This is a genomic window from Paenibacillus sp. FSL R7-0273, from assembly GCF_000758625.1.
Classification (GTDB): domain Bacteria; phylum Bacillota; class Bacilli; order Paenibacillales; family Paenibacillaceae; genus Paenibacillus_AQ.
On sequence record NZ_CP009283.1, the window covers coordinates 817,501 to 838,416 of the forward strand.

Annotated in this window: 13 protein-coding genes, 14 tRNA genes and 2 rRNA genes (1 of these 29 only partly in view); 25 read left to right on the forward strand and 4 right to left on the reverse strand. The window is 53.8% G+C overall.

From position 1 onward, the window contains the following. The 17 genes from R70723_RS03535 to R70723_RS03615 all read left to right on the forward strand — a co-directional run. Window positions 1-3: ribosomal RNA gene (locus R70723_RS03535) — 23S ribosomal RNA — on the forward strand; it begins 2,923 nt to the left of the window's first position. Window positions 4-80: 77 nt separating this feature from the next. Next, a 5S ribosomal RNA gene (gene rrf / locus R70723_RS03540) occupies window positions 81-197 on the forward strand. A gap of 60 nt (window positions 198-257) precedes the next feature. Then, window positions 258-334 (forward strand) — tRNA-Ile (locus R70723_RS03545). Window positions 335-337: 3 nt separating this feature from the next. Continuing rightward, window positions 338-413: transfer RNA gene (locus tag R70723_RS03550), tRNA-Asn, on the forward strand. A gap of 3 nt (window positions 414-416) precedes the next feature. Then, window positions 417-506, forward strand: a tRNA-Ser gene (locus R70723_RS03555). A gap of 49 nt (window positions 507-555) precedes the next feature. After that, window positions 556-627, forward strand: a tRNA-Glu gene (locus R70723_RS03560). Window positions 628-633: 6 nt separating this feature from the next. After that, a tRNA-Val gene (locus R70723_RS03565) sits at window positions 634-709 on the forward strand. A gap of 38 nt (window positions 710-747) precedes the next feature. Next, window positions 748-821: transfer RNA gene (locus R70723_RS03570), tRNA-Met, on the forward strand. A gap of 75 nt (window positions 822-896) precedes the next feature. Beyond that, window positions 897-974 (forward strand) — tRNA-Asp (locus R70723_RS03575). Window positions 975-1,074: 100 nt separating this feature from the next. Beyond that, window positions 1,075-1,149: transfer RNA gene (locus tag R70723_RS03580), tRNA-Gln, on the forward strand. A gap of 15 nt (window positions 1,150-1,164) precedes the next feature. Continuing rightward, window positions 1,165-1,240 (forward strand) — tRNA-Lys (locus R70723_RS03585). Between the two features lie 15 nt (window positions 1,241-1,255). Further along, a tRNA-Leu gene (locus R70723_RS03590) sits at window positions 1,256-1,339 on the forward strand. A gap of 7 nt (window positions 1,340-1,346) precedes the next feature. After that, window positions 1,347-1,421: transfer RNA gene (locus R70723_RS03595), tRNA-Gly, on the forward strand. A 10-nt stretch (window positions 1,422-1,431) separates the two neighbouring features. Beyond that, window positions 1,432-1,508: transfer RNA gene (locus tag R70723_RS03600), tRNA-Arg, on the forward strand. A 34-nt stretch (window positions 1,509-1,542) separates the two neighbouring features. Next, window positions 1,543-1,616, forward strand: a tRNA-Pro gene (locus tag R70723_RS03605). 11 nt (window positions 1,617-1,627) lie between these two features. Next, a tRNA-Gly gene (locus R70723_RS03610) sits at window positions 1,628-1,698 on the forward strand. A gap of 170 nt (window positions 1,699-1,868) precedes the next feature. Beyond that, entirely contained in the window at window positions 1,869-2,819 is a 951-nt protein-coding gene (locus R70723_RS03615; RefSeq protein ID WP_039869860.1) for a helix-turn-helix transcriptional regulator, read from the forward strand. Between the two features lie 75 nt (window positions 2,820-2,894). Here R70723_RS03615 and katA read toward each other — a convergent pair whose 3' ends face one another. Then, window positions 2,895-4,364 (reverse strand): catalase KatA, encoded by a 1,470-nt coding sequence (katA, locus tag R70723_RS03620; protein WP_039869861.1) that lies wholly within the window; start codon window positions 4,362-4,364, stop codon window positions 2,895-2,897. Between the two features lie 433 nt (window positions 4,365-4,797). Further along, the gene (glgP, locus tag R70723_RS03625; protein WP_039869864.1) at window positions 4,798-6,414 is read right to left on the reverse strand and encodes an alpha-glucan family phosphorylase; all 1,617 of its coding nucleotides are present in this window, start codon (window positions 6,412-6,414) and stop codon (window positions 4,798-4,800) included. A 403-nt stretch (window positions 6,415-6,817) separates the two neighbouring features. Between glgP and rbsK the strand changes: the two genes are divergently transcribed. The 6 genes from rbsK to R70723_RS03660 all read left to right on the forward strand — a co-directional run bounded on the left by rbsK (window position 6,818) and on the right by R70723_RS03660 (window position 13,050). Next, a complete protein-coding gene (gene rbsK, locus R70723_RS03630; RefSeq protein WP_076418590.1) occupies window positions 6,818-7,741 on the forward strand; it encodes a ribokinase in 924 nt (307 codons plus the stop codon). Window positions 7,742-7,779: 38 nt separating this feature from the next. Then, window positions 7,780-8,544 (forward strand): type I 3-dehydroquinate dehydratase, encoded by a 765-nt coding sequence (aroD, locus tag R70723_RS03635; protein ID WP_039869867.1) that lies wholly within the window; start codon window positions 7,780-7,782, stop codon window positions 8,542-8,544. A gap of 1,096 nt (window positions 8,545-9,640) precedes the next feature. Then, window positions 9,641-10,345, forward strand: a complete 705-nt coding sequence (locus R70723_RS03645; RefSeq protein ID WP_039869870.1) for a response regulator transcription factor — start codon at window positions 9,641-9,643, stop codon at window positions 10,343-10,345. Beyond that, entirely contained in the window at window positions 10,342-11,706 is a 1,365-nt protein-coding gene (locus R70723_RS03650; protein WP_039869874.1) for a sensor histidine kinase, read from the forward strand. Before R70723_RS03645 ends, R70723_RS03650 begins: the two co-directional genes overlap by 4 nt. Then, complete coding sequence (locus tag R70723_RS31860) at window positions 11,703-12,338, forward strand: PepSY domain-containing protein (protein WP_052421173.1); 636 nt, start codon at window positions 11,703-11,705, stop codon at window positions 12,336-12,338. Before R70723_RS03650 ends, R70723_RS31860 begins: the two co-directional genes overlap by 4 nt. A 115-nt stretch (window positions 12,339-12,453) precedes the next feature. Continuing rightward, window positions 12,454-13,050: a PepSY domain-containing protein gene (locus R70723_RS03660; protein ID WP_039869876.1), complete on the forward strand. Its 597-nt coding sequence runs from the start codon at window positions 12,454-12,456 to the stop codon at window positions 13,048-13,050. Between the two features lie 54 nt (window positions 13,051-13,104). Here the strand turns inward: R70723_RS03660 and R70723_RS03665 are convergent, their stop codons facing one another. Together R70723_RS03665 and R70723_RS03670 are read right to left on the reverse strand one after the other, a co-directional pair. After that, entirely contained in the window at window positions 13,105-13,869 is a 765-nt protein-coding gene (locus R70723_RS03665) for a MerR family transcriptional regulator (protein ID WP_039869879.1), read from the reverse strand. Window positions 13,870-14,109: 240 nt separating this feature from the next. After that, window positions 14,110-14,862 carry a 3'-5' exonuclease gene (locus R70723_RS03670; protein WP_039869882.1) on the reverse strand — a complete coding sequence of 251 codons (753 nt, stop codon included), beginning with the start codon at window positions 14,860-14,862 and terminating at the stop codon, window positions 14,110-14,112. Between the two features lie 384 nt (window positions 14,863-15,246). Between R70723_RS03670 and R70723_RS03680 the strand changes: the two genes are divergently transcribed. Together R70723_RS03680 and R70723_RS03685 are read left to right on the forward strand one after the other, a co-directional pair. Next, window positions 15,247-15,666 carry a hypothetical protein gene (locus R70723_RS03680; protein WP_039869887.1) on the forward strand — a complete coding sequence of 140 codons (420 nt, stop codon included), beginning with the start codon at window positions 15,247-15,249 and terminating at the stop codon, window positions 15,664-15,666. 25 nt (window positions 15,667-15,691) lie between these two features. Beyond that, window positions 15,692-20,689, forward strand: coding sequence for a DUF4132 domain-containing protein (locus R70723_RS03685; RefSeq protein ID WP_039878211.1), 4,998 nt, complete (start codon window positions 15,692-15,694; stop codon window positions 20,687-20,689). The last annotated feature ends 227 nt before the right edge of the window (window positions 20,690-20,916 follow it).

The following is a 20,916-nucleotide window of genomic DNA, read 5'->3' on the forward strand; positions in this document are numbered from 1 at the left end:
CAATATCTATACACGCAGATTCGTTTCGGATTCAGTTTTCAGGAATCAAGTTCCTGAAGCATTTTCGCTGTAAATGCCCGTTTGGTGGCGATGGCGGAGGGGTTCCACGCGTACCCATCCCGAACACGACCGTTAAGTCCTCCAGCGCCGATGGTACTTGGACCGAAGGGTCCTGGGAGAGTAGGACGCCGCCAAGCGGACAATCCACACACTTTGTGGTATTTTTTTTGCCCTTATTAGTTAAATAGGTGTAAAAAGGGCCTTTAGCTCAGCTGGTTAGAGCGCACCTCTGATAAGGGTGAGGTCAGTGGTTCGAGTCCACTAAGGCCCACCATTTTCCCTGATAGCTCAGTTGGTAGAGCACTCGACTGTTAATCGAGTTGTCACAGGTTCGAGTCCTGTTCGGGGAGCCATCTGGAGAGGTGTCCGAGTTTGGCCGAAGGAGCACGATTGGAAATCGTGTAGGCGCCACAAGCGTCTCGAGGGTTCGAATCCCTCTCTCTCCGTTGCGTTACCTCCCTTTAATGGGTTGTAGAACAGCAGTAATAGTAGCATGGCCCGTTGGTCAAGGGGTTAAGACACCTCCCTTTCACGGAGGTAACAGGGGTTCGAATCCCCTACGGGTCATAAGATGGAGGCTTAGCTCAGCTGGGAGAGCATCTGCCTTACAAGCAGAGGGTCGGGGGTTCGATCCCCTCAGCCTCCACCATAAACATTCCTGATAACGGAATATATACTTTTTACTGACGCGGGGTGGAGCAGCCCGGTAGCTCGTCGGGCTCATAACCCGAAGGCCGCAGGTTCAAATCCTGCCCCCGCAATACATCCCCAAAAAGTGAAGAAATGCTTTGTAGCATATTCCGATTACTTTCCGGGGACCCCAAAATCTTTATCCTGGAACCGTGGTGTAGTTGGCCTAACATGCCTGCCTGTCACGCAGGAGATCGCGGGTTCGAATCCCGTCGGTTCCGCCATCTTTATTGCTTCTGGTATGAAGGTAACAGGAATTGAGCATCCTATATCTCGAAGTATAGAGTACCATCCGATTCCGTAGCATTTGCTAATTATTATTGTTGGGGATTAGCCAAGCGGTAAGGCAACGGACTTTGACTCCGTCATGCATAGGTTCAAATCCTATATCCCCAGCCATTACTTTTTCCTTGAGAGCCATTAGCTCAGTTGGTAGAGCACCTGACTTTTAATCAGGGTGTCGAAGGTTCGAGTCCTTCATGGCTCACCATTATTTACAAAGTGTGCGCGTGTGGCGGAATGGCAGACGCACCAGACTTAGGATCTGGCGTTTCACGACGTGGGGGTTCAAGTCCCTTCACGCGCACCATGTTTATGCGGACGTGGCTCAGCGGTAGAGCATCGCCTTGCCAAGGCGAGGGTCGCGGGTTCGATTCCCGTCGTCCGCTCCATATAGATTGTGCGCCCTTAGCTCAGCTGGATAGAGCGTTTGACTACGAATCAAAAGGTCAGGAGTTCGAATCTCTTAGGGCGCGCCATTTATTTTTTTAAGCAGTACGAACTACTTTATTACGGGATGTAGCTCAGCTTGGTAGAGCACCTGGTTTGGGACCAGGGGGTCGCATGTTCAAATCGTGTCATCCCGATTTTATATTTTGCGGGTGTAGTTCAATGGTAGAACTTTAGCCTTCCAAGCTAATAGCGTGGGTTCGATTCCCATCACCCGCTTCACACAAAGCAAGAACTGCAGTTAATCTGCGGTTCTTGCTTTTTTTGTATACTTCTTATCCGGACGGACGTGTGTTAGATGACAGCGGAAAAGCGCAGAATTCTGATATAGTTGAAGCTATGTACATAGGTACCTTTTATGATTGATAGGAAGCTAAGGAGTATAAGGAATGACAGACAAAGTAATCCGAATTTTTAAAATCATCAATGCCATCCAGTCCAACCCGGGGATTACCGCCGCCGATCTCGCCTTCCGATGCGATGTGAATATCAGGACGATTTACAGGGATCTTGATGTGATCAGCCATTTCGCGCCGGTTACGAACGAGGGCAGGGGGACCGGGTACAGGTTCCTGGGGAACTTTTTTCAGTATCCGCTTGATTTCTCGGAGCAGGAGGCACTGGCTTTTTCGCTGCTGCCGTCTGTGCTGCATGAGGACAAAATCCCTCCAGGCTTCCACACCGCCTATGATAAGGTAATGGGAACCCACCTCAAAGAAAAGTCCAAGTTGAACGGAGTGCTGGAGAATATTGCTGATATTATCCAGATGGGAACTCCCGCATACCGCAAAGAAAGCCGTAATTTTTTGCAGCCGATTATCGGCGCTATCCTGGAGCAGCAGAGCATCCGTACGGTTTACCACTCCCAGGCACGCAATGCTACAACTGAACGCGAGATCGACCCCTATTATCTGATTCCGCGCGACCAGCGCTTTTATCTCGTCGGCTACTGCCATCTTAAGCAGGATATCCGTACCTTCCGCATCAGCCGTTTTCAACAGGTGGAGGTAACCGGTAACGCTTTTGACAAGAGCGGGTTTAACATTAAGCATTATCTTAAAAATACCTGGTCCATCGACCGCGGCAGCAAAAATATCCGCTTTAAGGTCCGTTTCTCCCGTGAGGTGGCACGTTACATTAAGGAAGAGGAGCTGTTCGTGCATCCGTGGATGAGCGATGAGCAGGACGGCAGCCTGCTGTTTGAAGTGACTGTTAATAACGCCAAGGAATTCATGAAGTGGATTCTGCAATATGGTCCGGACGCGGAGATCCTGGAGCCGGCATCGGCCAGGCTGGAGATGAAGCAGAAGCTGGAGAGATGGATAAGGATGTATCAGTAGACAAAGGCACAACTCCCTGATTCATAGAGAATAGGAGTTGTGCCGCAGCATGACGTATTATTTTATGAAAAAGGATTACTCAGTCTGATCTGCATCCAGTGGAGCCGGCAGCCCAAGCCCTGCAGCTATACGCTGTCCAAACTCAGGATCAGCCTTGAAGAAGTGACCGATCTGGCGGATTTTGATCTCATCGTATTCAACTGGAGTCATCGCACCTACGATATTTTCTACCAGGCGTGCACGCTCCTCTTCACTCAGCAGGCGGTACAAATCACCGGCTTGTGTGTAGTGATCATTGTGATCGTAAGCAACGCTGTCAGCCTGACCGGTTACCTGAAATGGAGCAGGCTTATCCTGTGGAGACTCCTTAGCGCCGCCAAAGCTGTTAGGCTCATAATAGACGGAACCGCCGCCGTTACGGGTAGCGTTCATCGCACCGTCGCGCTGGTTATTGTTCACTTCGGCAACCGGACGGTTGATTGGCAGCTGGTTGTGGTTGGCTCCGACCCGGTAGCGATGGGCATCGGCGTATGCGAACAGGCGGCCCTGCAGCATTTTGTCAGGAGAGGCTTCTATGCCGGGCACGAATGAACCTGGAGAGAAGGTAGCCTGCTCAACCTCGGCAAAATAATTCTCCGGGTTACGGTCCAGCACCATCCGGCCGACTTCAATCAGCGGGTAATCCTTCTGCGACCAGACCTTGGTTACGTCAAACGGGTCGAACCGGTACGTATCCGCATCCTCCTCCGGCATAATCTGGACACACAGCTTCCAGGCCGGGAAATCCCCTTTATCGATCGCGTTGAACAAATCCTCAGTATGATAATCCGGGTTCTCACCCGCCAGCTGTGCCGCGAGCTTTACATCCAGATTCTTGACGCCCTGTTCTGTTTTAAAATGATACTTTACCCATACCACCTTACCCTCAGCATTAACCCATTTAAACGTATGGCTACCGAACCCGTGCATATGACGGAGTGTCGCCGGAATGCCGCGGTCAGACATGAGAATAGTAACCTGGTGCAGTGATTCAGGCGATAGGGACCAGAAATCCCAGACGGCGTTCGGATTCTTCAGGTGAGTCTGCGGATGGCGCTTCTGGGTATGGATGAAGTCCGGGAACTTAATGGCATCGCGGATGAAGAAGACCGGCGTATTGTTGCCCACCAGATCATAATTGCCTTCCTCCGTATAAAATTTAACGGCAAAACCGCGCGGATCACGAACCGTATCAGCTGAACCGAGCTCGCCGGCTACAGTTGAGAAGCGGATGAACATCGGCGTACGCTTGCCTACTTCAGACAAAAAGGCCGCCTTGGTATATTGGGACAAATCCTGTGTAACCTCAAAATATCCATGAGCACCAGCTCCCTTGGCATGGACAACCCGTTCTGGAACACGCTCTCTATTAAAATGGGCCAGCTTTTCAAGCAGATGAACATCCTGCAGCAAAGTAGGTCCGCGTGAGCCTGCGGTCATTGAATGCTGATTGTCTCCGACGGGGGCGCCCCAGCTTGTGGTTAATTTGTTATTGCCTTGACTCATGAATACATTCACCTCGGTATAGGATTTAAATTTAGAATTAGTATAAGTTTTATATTAACAAAAATTTTAGAGAAATCAATCCTTTTTTATAATTATTATAATTAACAATATGCGGAAATAGGGTTGATTATGAGCTGGTGCAGGCTGCTGATGAAAGACAGGGGCGGGCGAGATGAGGTTGACTAAAGGTATGGTGGGGAGGATCGGAGGAAAAGCGGAGGGAGCAGATTAAGTATATTGAAATGTATTGAATTGTGGTGAAGTGTGTTGAGTTGTTTTTAATAGTGTTATGTGATTGAAGAGGAGGGGGATTTTTACTTTAACTGCACTCTGTACATCTAAAATGGCTGTTCTTCATAAAAAAACCCCCGTCCGCGAGAAGCAGACAGGAGCTTAATATTGTTACACTATAGCGGAGGGAGAGCCTAGAGGGCTACTCCTTAATATACATTCTGCTGTAATACTCATCCAGCATCCGTTTGGTGGCGAATTCCTCGCGGGTGGTCTCAATGCTCTTACGCATCATTTTCACCCAGGTATCCCGGTTCTCATAGAAGGTCGGAAGCACACGGTTCAGCAGGGTATCGTATAAGGCATCGCTGTCATGCTTGTCGAGCACAGCAAAGTCAGTAGTCTCGAAGCCTTCCCCAATCTGCCAGCCATTCTCCCCGTCAATGCAGGCTTCGGGCCACCAGCCGTCAAGGATGGAGCAGTTCAGCACACCGTTCATCGCAGCCTTCATGCCGGAGGTGCCGCTGGCTTCCAGCGGACGGCGCGGGTTGTTGAGCCAGATGTCCGAGCCGCGGGTCAGCTGAGCGCCGATCGTCATATCGTAGTTTTCCAGGAAAACTACGCTCTTCGGATATTTTTTCATCATGGCAACGAGGTTGCTGACGATTTTTTTGCCGTTGTCATCCAGCGGATGGGCCTTGCCCGAGAAGACGATCTGGATTTTGCCATCCTTCAGATAAGGCTCAATAATCTCCGGCTGGGAGAAAATAAGATCACTGCGCTTGTACGGCGCGGCCCGGCGGGAGAAGCCAATCAGCAGGTTGTCGGGATTCAGTGCGATGCCGGAACGGTCCTCGATAAAGCCGATCAGCTCATTCTTGATCTCCTTGTGCGCGCCCCACAGGTCGCCGTCTTCCTCATAAGCACGCGTAATCCGCTCGTCCACCCAGGTAGGGGTATGGATAGCATTGGTGATGCCGATGATTTCCGATCTGCCGGCAACTTCCTTCCACATTTTGCCCGCTGTATCCGCATGCAGCTGGGCCACGCCGTTAGAGATGCGGGACAGGCGCAGACCGGCCACCGTCATATTAAACGGCTCGCCGCCGATCCGCTCCATCTGCGCACGGGTCAGGCCGTTAAAAGCGCCCATGTACTCAAGACGGTCCAGCGGATGGGTTTCGTTGCCCTCTTTTATCGGAGTATGGGTGGTGAACACTACTTCTTCGCGCGTAGCCTTCCAGGCCTCTTCAAAGGTGCTGCCTCCGGACATCTTCTCACGGATCAGCTCAACGGCAGCCAGCGCTGCATGGCCTTCATTGAAATGGTAGACGTCGATTGGAATCTCCAGCGCACGCATCGCTTTTACCCCGCCGATTCCGAGCACGATCTCCTGGGCAATCCGTTCCTCACCAAACCAGCCGTACAGCTGGCCGGTAATCCAGGCGTCACTGTTCTCCGGAATGTCCGTATCGAGCAGGTAGAGGGGGTTATTGCCGAACTTGTCTGTTTTCCATACTTTGCAGACTACATCTGTTTTTCTAACCTTTACAGTAACCTTAACGCCTGTATCTTCAAGAAAATCATAGACATAATTGTGGTAGGAGTCATAAGGATTGCCGTTCGCATCAATCTTCTGGTCGGTATAGCCCTGCTTCCATTTCAGCCCGATCGGGATGATGGGGGCGCCGATGTCCTTTGCACCTTTGATGTAATCTCCAGCAAGAATGCCCAGGCCGCCGGCGTACATTTTGAAGTCGGAATGCAGGCCATACTCCATGCTGAAATAAGCGACAGACGGTAATTTGTTCTGGTTCACTTGATAAGCCTCCTAAATATGAATTGGATTGGAATCAGGTGTTACTGCAGGCTACATCTAAGGTGCAAACGTTTGCTCAAAATGGCGAAAACTTCCCTGGAAGCGATTGCACACTTATTCTAGCACATTTATTCCAAAAAAGCACAGCGAAGTTTTCGTGAAGCAGCGGATATAAATTCACCGGATAAACCTTTCAGGACATGAAGGAAAAAGGGAAGCTATCAGCGGAATTCATGGCATCAGCCAGAATAGTTTGATTAACCCGGCTTGAGGCCATAAGATATAGAGGGAATGATTGTTTTGGATGATTAAAGAATTAACGGCATGAAAGGCCGGAGCGGTAACCGGGACTGCAGCATGATGAAGCAGCTCTGTCAAAATAAACTAATGGTGGTGTACAAGCTTGAGTATAGTAGTAATCGGAAGCTTAAACATGGACATGGTTGTGCGCACGCAGCGTGCACCGGAGGCGGGAGAGACGCTGTTCGGGCAGGATTTTGCCCTGTCGCCCGGCGGGAAAGGTGCCAACCAGGCTGTAGCGGCGGCTCGGCTCGGCGCGGAGGTCACGATGATCGGCAGCGTCGGCCGGGACGGCTTCGGGAGTGAGCTGCTGGAAATTATGCGCGGAGAAGGCATTCACACGGAGCATCTTACACAAAGCGAGAAGCTCGGCACTGGGGTTGCTTCGATCGTCGTTGACGGCGAGGGGGAGAACCGGATCATTGTGGTCCCGGGTGCGAACCTTGAGCTGGGTGTAGCGGATATTCAAGCACTGGAGACGGTTATTTCCGGTGCGGATATGATTGTCATGCAGCTGGAAACGGATCTTGCGATGTGCGAGGAAGCAGCACGGATAGCGGGCAAGCACCAGATACCGGTGATTCTTAATCCGGCGCCGGCACGTGAGCTGAGCAATGAAATGCTGAGCTATGTCACCTACCTCACTCCGAATGAGACAGAGGCAGGCATTCTTTCGGGCGTTGAAGTGAGCGGTATGGAGTCGGCGGAGCAGGCGGCACGTATTTTGCTGCAAAAAGGGGTGCAGAACGTGATCATCACTCTCGGCTCCAAAGGGGCGCTGATTGTAAATGGAGCCCACTGCGAGCATGTTCAGGGATTTCCGGTGAAGGCTGTGGATACAGTGGCTGCGGGGGATTCTTTTAACGGGGCGCTGGCTTATCAGCTGACCTCCGGGAAGCCGCTGGCAGCTGCTGTCCGTTTCGCCAATGCGGTTGGGGCGCTGGCAGTCGGCAGACAGGGGGCAATTCCGTCGCTGCCTAAGCTGGCAGAGGTTGAGCAGTTTATTAAGGCAGCTGCGGAGGCTTAAGGGATTACTAGAACAGATGTATAGGGGGCAGAACATAGATGAGCGGCACGGTAACCGTTAAAAATGTAACACTGGGCGAAGGTATGCCCAAGATTTGCGTACCTCTGGTCAGTACCACGCTGGCAGAGCTTGAGGCTGAAGCTGCTGCGGTGAAGGCTCTGGCTCCGGATGTGGTGGAGTGGCGGAGTGATTATTTTGCAGAAGTCGAAGATATTGCGGCCGTTAAGGCAGCACTGGAGCGGATTCAGGGCATACTGCCTGATATTCCGCTGATCTTTACGTTCCGCAGTGCGAGGGAAGGCGGAGAGAAGGAAATTTCCGCAGACTATTATGTTCAGCTTAATAAGGCTGCTGCCGGGAGCGGCTGGGTTGACATTATTGATGTAGAGCTGTCCGGCCGGGAAGAGGAGGTCCGCGGACTGATTGCAGCGGCGCATGCCTGCGGTGTTTTTGTTATCGTGTCTAATCATGATTTCGCAGGGACGCCTGCCGAAGAGGAGATCATTTCCCGGCTGCGCAGAGCCCAGGAGCTGGGCGGTGATCTGCCGAAGATTGCTGTTATGCCAAACAGTGCCGGAGATGTGCTGACCCTGCTGGCGGCAACTGTAAAAATGCAGGAGCTATACGCGGACCGTCCCATCATTACGATGTCGATGGGCGGGGAGGGTGTGATCAGCCGGCTGGCCGGGGAGATTTTTGGATCGGCGCTGACCTTTGGTGCGGCGCATAAGCCTTCGGCCCCGGGGCAGGTGGCAGCTGCTGAGCTGCGTACGGTGCTGGAGCTGCTGCATAGGAGCTTGTAGAGCAGGACTATGAAATTTAAAGGGGCGTTCCGGCCAGTGGCCGGAGCGCCTTTTGAATGTATGCGCCCGTGCCGGCGGTAAAAGTCCCGTTGTTTCAGGCGCGGACGAGTAGATTGGCGGAAATAACGGTAAAAGTCCCGTTGTTTCAGGCGCGGACGGGCGGATTGGCGGAAATAACGGTAAAAGTCCCGTTGTTTCAGGCGCGAACGGGCGGATTGGCGGAAATAACGGTAAAAGTCCCGTTGTTTCAGGCGCGGACGGGCGGATTGGCGGAAATAACGGTAAAAGTCCCGTTGTTATAGGCGCGGACGTTGGGATTGTCGGAAATAACGGTAAAAGTCCCGTTGTTTCAGGTGCGGACGGGTGGATTGTCGGAAATAACGGTAAAAGTCCCGTTGTTATAGGCGCGGACGAGTAGATTGGCGGAAATAACGGTAAAAGTCCCGTTGTTTCAGGCGCGGACGGGCGGATTGGCGGAAATAACGGTAAAAGTCCCGTTGTTTCAGGCGCGGACGGGCGAATTGGTGGAAATAAAAGTAAAATTCCCGTTGTTATAGGTGCGGACAGGCGGATTGTCGGAAATAACGGTAAAAGTCCCGTTGTTTCAGGCGCGGACGGGTAGATTGGTGGAAAGAACGGTAAAAGTCCCGTTGTTATAGGTGCAGACGGGTAGATTGTCGGAAATAACAGTAAAAGTCCCGTTGTTTCAGGCGCGGACGAGTAGATTGTCGGAAATAAAGGTAAAAGTCCCGGTGTTTCAGGCGCGGACGGGCGGATTGGCGGAATAACGGTAAAAGTCCCGTTGTTTCAGGCGCGGACGGGCGGATTGGCGGAAATAACGGTAAAAGTCCCGTTGTTTCAGGCGCGGACGGGCGGATTGGCGGAAATAACGGTAAAAGACCCGTTGTTATAGGCGCGGACGGGCGGATTGGCAGAAATAACGGTAAAAGTCCCGTTAATATTAGCCAATGCGGGAATTTATTAAATTAATCATCCCGGCTGTTTGTATCGGCACCTGCAGATAACCTACAATGTAGGCAGATGTATGTCAAACATACGCATACACCAAGTGCGTAGATGGAAAGGATGAAAGCCCATGACGGAATCCATTCTGGTTGTTGAGGATGAGGAAAAAATCGCCCGCCTGCTGCAGATTGAGCTGGAGTGCGAGGGATACCGCGTGTCCATCGCAGGCAGCGGACCCGGCGGGCTTGAAATGTATCAGGAGCACCAGCCGGATCTGCTGCTGCTGGATGTTATGCTGCCCGGCTTCAGCGGAATTGAGCTGCTGCGGCGCATCCGGGTGAGCGATGCGCATACTCCGGTTCTGCTGCTGACTGCCAAAAGCTCTGTCGAGGATAAGGTATCCGGCCTGGATCTGGGCGCCAATGATTATATTACGAAGCCGTTTCAGATCGAGGAGGTGCTGGCCCGTGTCCGTGCTGCGCTGCGGCTGGCTTCAAGCCGCAAGTCGGCGGAGGCGGAAACAGGCACAGACTCCTGGCTGCGGGCAGACGATCTGGAGCTGAGTGAGACAACCCGTGAGGTAATCCGTGCAGGCCGGAGCATTGAGCTGACTCCGAGGGAGTTCGACCTGCTCGTGTACCTGATGAAGAACAAGCGGCAGGTACTGAACAGGGAGCAGATCATGACAGCCGTCTGGGGTTATGATTATTACGGTGACACCAATGTGGTGGATGTCTATATCCGTTATGTCCGTAAAAAAATTGCGCTCGAGAACGAAAACGAGCTTATCCATACGGTGCGCGGCATCGGCTATGTGCTGAAGGATGCCCAATGAAGCTGCGCAGTAAAATATATCTATACTCCAGCGTGCTGTTCGCTGTGCTTCTGGTGATCATGAATCTGTTCATCTACGCGCTGTTTAGCCGGATGCTGACAGACAATGAGCTGGAGCAGGCAGCAGCCGAGACAGCCAAAATCGCTGCTGCTATGCGCAGAGCCGCAGGCGAGGTTACTCCGGCTGAGCTTCTCCGCGCTTATGTGCCGGTTGAGGGAATGCTGCGCCTGGTGGCCGCAGACGGAAGCGGCCCTGCTCCCGTAACCTCCGTATCGGAGCAGGAGCTTAGCCGGCTGAAGCCGGATTATTATGAGATGCGGCAGACCGAAATGCTCCGTTCAGGAGGGCATTCCTATGCCTTTGTGACAGTCCCGGTTATCTGGGCTGACGGTACGGTGATGAACGTGCAAATGACCAAAAGCCTGGAGAGTACAATGGGAACGCTAAGGGTACTGCGGCTGGTGCTTGCCGGAGCCACGGCCGTTGCACTGATTCCGCTGCTGCTGTCCAGCAGGCTGCTGTCCGGGCTGATTATGCGGCCGATTGTCCAGATGACCGCCACGATGCGGGAGATTAAGGACAGCGGAAAGTTCCGCAGGCTTACGCTTCAGGACAATGCCAAGGATGAGCTGGTTGAGATGGGGGATACGTTCAACGGGATGATTGCCCTACTCGAGAGCAATTATCTGAAGCAGGAGAAGTTTGTGTCTGATGCGTCCCATGAGCTGCGTACACCGCTGACAGTCATTGAGAGCTATGCCAGCCTGCTTAAACGCAGAGGTCTGGCCCATCCGGAGCTGTTCAATGAATCGGTGGAGGCTATTCACTCAGAGGCCGTCCGGATGAAGGAGCTGACGGAGCAGCTGCTTCTGCTGGCAAAGCATCAGGAGCAGTGGGTGCTGTCTATGAAGCATCTGGACCTGGAAGAGCTGGTCCGCACCTCGGCCAAGGTATTTCACAATGCTTACGGCAGAGAAGTAGAGGTTCAGTCCGGGGGGCGGGTCGAAGCCTATACGGATGAGGCCAAGCTGCGTCAGCTGCTGTTTATTTTCCTGGATAACGCCCGCAAGTACAGTGACGAAGGGATAACCGTCAATCTTGAGGCTGAGGGGCGGAACAGTATAATCGTGATAACCGACCGGGGGATCGGAATTTCTCCGGAAGAGCTGCCCAAGGTATTCGACCGTTTCTACCGGGTAGATGCGGCAAGAAGCCGCCAGGGCGGAGGAGCAGGCCTGGGACTGGCGCTGGCTGCCGAGATTGCCGGAGCAATCGGTGCAGAGCTGTCCATGCACAGTACTCCCGGCAGGGGAACCGCGGTGACCATCCGGATCGCCGCTGAAAGCAGGGGGAGATCATGAGCCGACCACGAATAAACCTGAAAAATCAATATAAAACAATACTGATTGCCGCTGCCGTCCTCCTGCTGGCAATAGCCTGCCTATGGTTTCTCCGGAAAGAAACAGACCCGCTGCTAAGCAGGGAAGAGGTAGAGCAGGCATTGCTGCAGGAGTATCCCGGAAAGATAGAGTACCTGAGCCAGCAGTCTGGTAACTATATGGCTGAGCTGCAGACTGCCCAAGGATTGTACGAGGTTAAGCTGGACGGTGCTACCGGCGGGATCATCTCCATAGTGCAGGTGCAGGCGGTTCCTACGCCTGCACCTACGCCGGAGGTCCAGCCGACGCCCGCGGCTTCAGGAGCACCTGTGGTCTCCGCAGCCCCATCGGCAGGAGCTGCTTCAGCATCTCCGGCGGTTCCTTCACCCTCCCCGCCGCAGCGGGTGGTATCCGAAGCCGAAGCAATTAAGCTGGCCTTGCAGGAGGTACCGGGAGAGGCTGATGATGTGGATACCGGAATCAATGAAGCCGGTGCCTTTTATCTGGTGGAGATTAAAACTCCTGACGACCGTGAAGCGGTAGTACAGGTTGATGCGATATCGGGAACTATCCGCTCTGTAACCTGGGAAGAGCCGGATGATGATAATGAATGAGCAGAAGCAAAGTGTTTTCTCATCAAATTCTAATCTTGCTGCCGCTGTCCTCTCATATTGAAGGCTTATATTAAATACATGAGCAGAACAGATTACATTCAGGAGGCGGAAAAAGATGAAAAAACAACTACTCAGCAGTGTAGCAGCAGCGGCCATTATTCTTGGGGGTGCCTACGGCATCAATGAGGTCCGGAGCGGAACGGCAGCAGCGGCACCGGCGGTGCAGCAGAGCCAGAGTAAGACGCTGATCGGAATAGCCAAGGCCGAGGAGATTGCCCTCAAAGCGGCACCGGGTCAGGTGGAGAGCATCGATCTGGAAAAGAAATTAAGCGGTACTTATTACGACATTGATATCCAGCAGAAAAACCAGGAGGTTGATGTCCGGGTCGATGCGTATACCGGTAAGGTTGTGAGTGTGCGGAAAGAAGCCGACAATGATGACGACGACTATAACTACACATCAGCCGGAGCAGCATCGGAAGCCAAGCTGATTACCGCAGCCAAGGCAGCAGCAGCGGCAAATGCGGCAGTAAAGGGTAAAGTAACCGATGTAGACCTTGACCGGGATGACGGAACTGCTGTCTATGAGGTGGAAATCAGAAACGGACGGACTTCAACCGAAGTCGGCGTTGATGCTTACACAGGCAAGGTGCTGTACACGGATGTGGATTCCGATGACGATGATGACGATAACGATGGATATGATGATTAAAACAGCACAAGAGAGGCAGCCGGAAACCGGCTGCCTTTTTCATGGGCGTGTATCCTACTGCTTTGCCCCTGTATAGATATGGACGGCGTCCCGCAGAAAGGCGGCCATACCGGGACGGCGCTTGTCATAATAAGCGGTGAAGCGCTCATCCTCCACATACATTTGCGCTAATCCGGCGTGGGCTTCCTTCGTATAGGTGTCCCAGGAGAAGCCGAGCCACTGGCGGTGCAGACCGGCAGCCTTTTGCGCCAGCTCACTTGCTGAATCGCCCTCCTCCATCGCCTGCTCAAGTGCGGCAAATAGGTCCTCCTCCAGCTGCTGGCAGGCGGCATACTGCTCCTCCGTCATATTTCTCAGCTTGCGGTTAGACTTTTCCACGGCCTCCTCGCCGTATTTCTCGCGGATCTCCTGCCCGTATTTCTGCTCATTATCCTCAATCAGCTTCTGCTTAAAGCCTGCAAATTTCTCTTCATTGCTCATGGTTATTCTCCCTTCGGACTGGGCCAGTGTTTGCTCGACGTTAGCGATCAGCTCATCCAGCTGTTTCCGGCGCTGAAGCAACTGCTCATGGTGTTCCCGCAGCGCCCGGGCGCCGTCAAAGGACGGGGAGGTCACGATATCCCGGATCGCCTCCAGTGTAAGACCAAGCTCACGGTAAAATAAAATCTGCTGCAGCAGATTAACCTCAGCCTGGCCGTAGATGCGGTACCCCGAGGAATTGATTCTCGCCGGCCTCAGAAGACCAAATTCATCGTAATAACGCAGTGTCCGCGGACTGATGCCCGCCAGCGCCCCCAGCTTTTGCACGGTATATTCCATGTGCGCCACCTCCTCAGTTCATTCACTGGATGCTTGTGCTTTACGTCTGTAAGCTCCTGCTTACAAAACCAACTGTACACCTTGACGTAACGGCAATGTCAAACGCTAATTTAGCGTAACCGGAGAGTAAAGCAGTCATACAAAAAGAGCGGCAATCTCCCTCAGGATATCCTGGACGGAAAATTGCCGCTGCTGCTAAAAGCCTGTATTCTTGCCGCATTCCAGCGGCGCTTCAGATCACTATTTCTTGCCGAGCTGGGCTGTAAAGTACGCCTGCAGCTCCGCGGCCTTCCGCGGATCAGCCAAGGCACCCTCGCCCTTGAAGTAATGCTCGGCTACCAGCTCCCAGGTAGGTACGATTTTTTGGGAGGTCATCGCTTTGATGGCGATTTTGACCGTTTTGCGTTCTCTGGCGTTGGAGAAGGTATCTACAAAATGCTGGGACCGTGAGAAGTCCAGCTCTTCAAATACCGCACGGAAAATCTCAGCTGTCATCCGCGCATCGTCAAGCGCCCGGTGGGCAGAGCCGGAAGGCTCAAGCCCGAGCAGCGCCATCGCGCCTTCCACGCTGATATCGTTGGTAAGTCCGCGGGCGCGCAGCAGCCCTTTCAGCAGATCGAAATAAGTGGCCTCCATCCAGTAGGCCTCGTCCATTTTGTGCATGCGCACGTCCTGGATGATCCGCTTCATGTCCTCGCCGCCCCAGGTCAGCAGCAGCACGCCGTCAGGGCTTTGATCGAGCCAGCTCCGGAAGGCGGTAATAACCTTGGGGAACCGGGCGGCAACGTCGATGTCCTCCTGCGGGATGCCGGTTTTTTTCTTAATGAACGAATTGAGGGTAGAGAAATATATAGGCTTGATTAAGGCGCTGAACTCATCCTTAAACTGCAGTGAAGCGTCTAACCGGACAGCTCCAATCTCAATGACCTCCATAGGATGCTCGCTGGCAAATTTACGGCCGTTGAATTCGATGTCCAGAATAATATAATCCACAGGTGATGCCTCCGTTTTCATTGACTGGCGCTTAAAAGGAGAAGAATGCGCCGACCTTTCTATTTTAGCAAAAAATGCAGACAAAAGGGAGAAACTCCGTGGAACCCCGGATATTCAGCAGGAGGACCCGGACAGACCGGGCCATATGGGCCATACCGGCGATACAATTCCAACTGGAGCACTATAGCAAGCGGACATGGATTCAGGGTATCCTGCAAAGGACGGAAAAACCGGAACAGGCGTTCCGTAATTGGATGGAGCGCTATTTCGGTTTTGAACAGCCCGGCTCAGGGTAGACCTGGTGAATTTTGGGTAATGAATTTAAATGCTCTGTTCATCCGTTCAGAAGAGCGGCTGCTACGAGCAACAGAGGGAGGAATGCGTATGCTGCTGTATGTCACAGTGAAAAGCGTAGGGAAGCGCAAGCCGGTGCTGGGACGCCGGGAATTGATTCTTGAGCAGACCCCGGGCAATCTGAAGGAGCTGATTACTGCGGTTGTGGCTCTGCAGGTGAAGGAGCTTACGGATAAGCAGGGACGCGGCGAGCTGATTCCTTTTTTGACGGGGGATGCCATTAACGACCAGCGGGATAGCGGAAAAATCGGCTTCGGGACGGTCTATAACGATAATCTGCCTGAGCTCAGTCAAGCGGTGGAGGCTGCGCTGCTGGCTTTTGAGGACGGGCTGTATAAGGTGTTTTTGCGTGAGGAGGCATGTGATCAGCTGCAGGAGCCGCTGGTGCTGAATGAGGGGGATGAGCTCGTATTCATCCGGTTCACGATGCTGGCGGGAAGACTATGGTAAAAGAGGAGGCGGAGTGATGGAATTGTTGAATGCGGAAGAACGGGAGAAGCAGTGGTATGCGGATAAGCAGGCAGAGGCGCAGAAATTGGACGCTGAGGTAAGCGGGCTGGCTTCCCTCATTCTCAGTATAAGCAGAATACAGTACATAGGCGGAGAAGAAGAGGAGTGCCGGGAGTGCATCAATGTGCTGAAAAAGCTTGCCGGTAACGCACAGCAGTCTTTATTCGATCCGCTGGTTGCCACAGTCCGGCAGTTGTTCAGTCCATACACGGCTGATGTTATGCAGTATATTACAGAGCATTGCACGGAGTATCCCTACAGCAGGGGTTATGCCCGCAGACCGTTCCGGTCGGCTAATCCGGAGCTTCATCTGTTCACGGTTCTCAGTAAAATGGGCTCACTCATCCTCATGGACCGCGAAGGGCTGCTGCTCAGCGCTTATATGCAGAGTGCTGAAAATCCGGAGAGCGGCTCGGATTACAGCCGGAAGCACCGGATTAACCTTGTGCTGAGTGATGTTATTGCATATGAGCTGGACCGGAAGGATGGCGATATGCTGGAGCAGATCCGGACCATCGTCTACGGGGATAATCAGGGGGCTCTGCTGAGCCATGAGATAATCAAAGGCGTATTTATGAGCCACCGCCAGGAGGCTGTGGCCATGATGGGTGAGCTGCTGATTGCCGCCCGTTTGCAGGAGGGCCTGCGCCAGTCCCTGGTGGAACGGATGGATGAGGGGACGCTGGCGAACAATCTGTACATGCTGCAGATCATTATTGAGAATGATTTTATCCGCTACAGCTCTGTTGTCCGGGCGCTTGGCGTCTGGACGGGCATGGGGCTTGAAGCGCAGAATCAGCGGGTAGCCAAAGCATTGATTGAAGATGCTTATCAGGCGCTGCAGGATGCCGGGCTGCGGGAACAGTGGCTGTCAGATGTTAATGCAAACCGGGTATATATCAGCCTGTGGGCAACGGCGGCACATGAGGAAGCGAATCTGTACGATAAGATTAAGACACTGATGGCCACAGGCCAGGTCTACCAGAAGATTATAGCCCTCTACCTGCTAGCGAACAGCCAGGAGACCGAGCTGCGGCTGCGGCTGGCAAGAGAAAATCTGCATGAGCAGGATAATGAGCTGCAGTACTGGGTTCTGCTGAACTACTGCTACGGCTATAACCGCCTGTGGAGGCCGGAAAAGGACGAACCCAAGATCAGCCTGATCCGCAGTCCGCAGCTGGAGGACAAGGAGGAGCGCAGGAAGGATTTTGAGCTGCTTAAGGCGATGGTCCTGAACCCGTCCCGCCGCGAACTAACAGGGCCGTCCAAGGTGCTGGATTTCATTCAGGTCAACTACACCTCTGCCTTCCCTGTCTATAAAATGCTGTATCTCATTGCCTATGATATGGACAATGATTGGATTGACGGGCTAATTGAGCTCAAGGATCAGTTAAGCAGCGATCTGCGCGGAGAGCTGCTGTCCTGCTTCATGGATCATCCGTTAAGTGAAGTCCAGCGGGAGTTCCTGTTCGCCAGCCTGTCGGATAAGAGCATGAAGAACCGGGAGCTGGCGCTGAACGAAGCCAGCGGATTAACGCTCACACCGCAGGAACTGCTGCAGGCCGAGGGGCTGCTGAAGCTGAAGACCGGCTCGCTTCGCCAGAGCGTAACGCTGCTGCTGCTCAGCCAGCCGGATTCCTCCCTGCAGGAATCCGTTAGCCGGCTGCTACAGGAGAAGAACAGCCTGCAGCGGCTGGCCGGGCTGGAGATTGCAACCGTGCTGTTCGAGGATGAGCAGCGGAGTGCCCTGGCCCAGCAGGTGAAGCCGCTGGTAGAGGCCATGGACAGACCGTCGGCCAAGGAAAGGGAGCTGCTGGCCAAGCTGGAGCGCCGGAACGAGTATACGGCAGCAAACGGCTTTGGCTTGTTTAATCCTGCTGAAACAGAAGAATGGCTGACTCAAGGGCCTCAGCCGGGTGATTTTAAATGGGATGAGGTGTTCGGCAGCAGCCTGGAGGATATTGAAAGGTTTCTGCAGGGGCTGGATCAGCTGATCCATGAGCATCGGGACACGGAATACGAGCATGAGGACTACTCGGACCGGAAAGAAACACTGCTGCTCGGAACCATGCTGAAGCCGCTGAAATGGAACAGCCTGTGGGATCAGGAGGATAAGGAGAATACTTCCCAGCTGGAGCAGTATCCGCTGCATGAGGTTTGGTCTGCTTATTTGAAGGAGCGGGGCTGGGATGCTGCCGGTCTGCTTGAGCTCCACTTCTATCTGCAGCTGGAGGATCTGAATAAGACACTGAATGATTATCATGGTTTTTATAGCAGCGAGATGGATTACAACGAGCTAAGGAAGCATAAGCTGCTGGAAGGCTGGAGGGGCGAATTTGCCGCCTCGGTCTATCCGCTGCAGCGGATCAGTGAAGTAGACCGGCTGCTCGGGAAGCTGAAGTATGGCCAGCATGTGGATACTCTTATCCGTGCTTTTTATGCCGACAGCGCCAAGAAAGAGGGCTTCCGGCTGGTAAACCGGGCGTTGAATGCGCTGCTGGCAGCTATGCCGGAGGAGAAGATGGCAACCGAAGCGCCGCTGCTGAATGTACTAGCCGAGCCTTGGCTGATGATGATCAGGGGCAGAGTGGCGGATCAGGAGGATTTTAAGACCATGTTCCGCACCCTGTATACGTTTGACAAAATGACACCTCCTGCGCAGAACTGGTGGAACGTCAAATTGTCGCTTGATGATTATTTGCGGGCATTTGAAGCGGAATGGATCGGCGAGAACGAGCTCTACAAGGAGCTGCTTGCCAGCGAGGGCAGTAAGCAGCATATGCAGAATCTGACGTCCTCTCACCGGAATCTGGCCTGGATCGAGGATAGTCTCAGCATTACTTCGCTCCGCAGCCGGCTGATTGACCGCCTGATGGAGATTGAGCTGGCCCGCGGCGACCTGCCGACAGAAGTAACTCCACTCGTGATGGGGCTGCAGCGGATCAGCGGTATGGAGTATTTTATACGGATTCTGACCGGGCTCGATAAGGAGACCTTTGTACGGGGATATATTTATGGCTATGGCCGGAGTATCACCAAGAAGGAAACGTTCAGCCATTTGCTGAAAAACTGCCACCCGCGTGAGGGCGAGGATGCAGCTATGCTTGGAAAGATGGTGAAAGAGAGCGGTATCTCGGAAAAAAGGCTGCTCGAAGCGGCGATGTATGCCCCGCAGTGGCTTGAGCTTGTGGCTGAGCATCTTGGATGGGAAGGATTGCGGAGTGCCGCCTGGTACTTCCATGCCCACATCAATGAGAGCTTCTCGGCAGAAAAAGAAACGGTGGTCGCCCACTATTCCCCTATCACGGCGCAGGATTTCAATGACGGGGCGTTTGACGGCAACTGGTTCCTGTCTGCTTATAACACACTGGGGGAAAAGCGTTTTGCGCTGCTCTATGATTGCGCCAAATATATCTCAGCCGGCTCCAACCACCGCCGGTCCCAGCTGTTCGCCGATGCGGCGCTCGGCAAGCTAAACCTTGCGGATATGAAGGCATCGGTAACCGGGAAGCGGAATAAGGATCATCTGCTTAGCTACAGCCTGATCCCGCTCGGGAAAGACCGGGAGCAGGATGTCCGGGAACGGTACGAGCTGATCCAGCGCTTCCTGGCCGAGAGCAAAACCTTCGGTGCACAGCGCCGGGCCAGCGAAGGGCTGGCTGCCCGGATTGCCCTTGGCAATCTGGCCCGCACAGCCGGATACGCCGATGTTACCCGGCTGATGTGGGATATTGAAGCCCGGAAGCTGGATGAGCTGGGGTCCTATTTCGAGGCGCATATGCTGGATGAGGATACCTCTGTCCGGCTGGCCATTGACGATCAGGGGCAAAGCGAGCTGGAAGTCATCAGTAAAGGCAAGCAGCTGAAGTCCGTGCCAACCCGCTTCAAGAAGCATGAATATATAGAAGCGCTTAAGGAAACGCGCAGCGAGCTCACCGGCCAGTACCGGCGCGCCCGGGTGGAGCTGGAGCGGTCGATGGAAGCCGGCAGCAGCTTCACGCTGCAGGAGATCAGCTCGCTCAGCCGTAACCCGGTGCTGGCACCGCTGCTGCGGACACTGGTTCTCCGCAGCGGTACGGCGCTCGGCTACTTCAAGCCCGAGGCGGGTACACTTGCCGCTCCTTCGGGTGAGGAGGCGGTAATCGCTCCGGATGCGGAGCTGTACATCGCGCATCCGCTGGATCTGTACACAAGCGGGCAGTGGAGCGAGTACCAGAGGGATCTGTTCGACCGGCAGCTCAGACAGCCGTTCAAGCAGGTGTTCCGCGAGCTGTACCTGCCGAACGCAGATGAGCTGGCCAGCGCGACGGTGTCTCAGCGTTATGCCGGTCATCAGGTGCAGCCGCGCAAGACAGTGGCGCTGCTCCGCGAGCGGCAGTGGACGGTCAGCTACGAAGAAGGGCTGCAAAAGGTCTACTACGGCGCCAATCTGATCGTGCGGCTGTATGCGATGGCGGACTGGTTCTCGCCGGCGGATACGGAAGCGCCGGCGTTGGAAAGCGTGGAGTTCATCGACCGAAAAACGTACAAAAATGTTCCGCTGGCCCAGGTGCCGCCGCTGATATTCTCCGAGGTCATGCGCGATGTAGATCTCGTGGTCAGCGTTGCCCACGTAGGCGGAGTAGATCCTGAGGCCAGCCTGACGACCGTTGAAATGCGCCGGGTGATCGTCAATGAGTCGCTGCGTCTCCTGAAGATCGAAAACGTGCGGCTTGAGGGGAATTACGCGCGGATCGACGGCAAGCTGGGCGAATATGCCGTACACTTGGGCAGCGGCCAGGTCTATAAGCAGGCTAGCGGCGCGCTGCACATTATTCCGGTGCATTCCCAGCACCGCGGCCGGCTGTTCCTGCCGTTCCTGGACGAGGACCCACGGACCGCAGAGATTCTGTCCAAGGTAGTGCTGCTGGCGGAGGATACGAAGATCAAGGATCCTTCGATTCTGTCGCAGCTGCGGGGCTAGTGTGAGGGTTTTTCGCGCCGTGTATGCCTTCCGGCGCAGCGCCTCCCATTCCGCCGATTGTGGGCGGAATGGGCAAACCGCGGTGCTCTGCACAAGTGGTGGTCAAACCTCTTAGAGGTTTGGAGTAAGAGATCAAGATCGAGATTGAAATAGAAATAGAGATAGAAATAGAGATAGAAATAGAGATAGAGATAGAGATAGAGATTGGATTTGGAGCTGACTCCCGG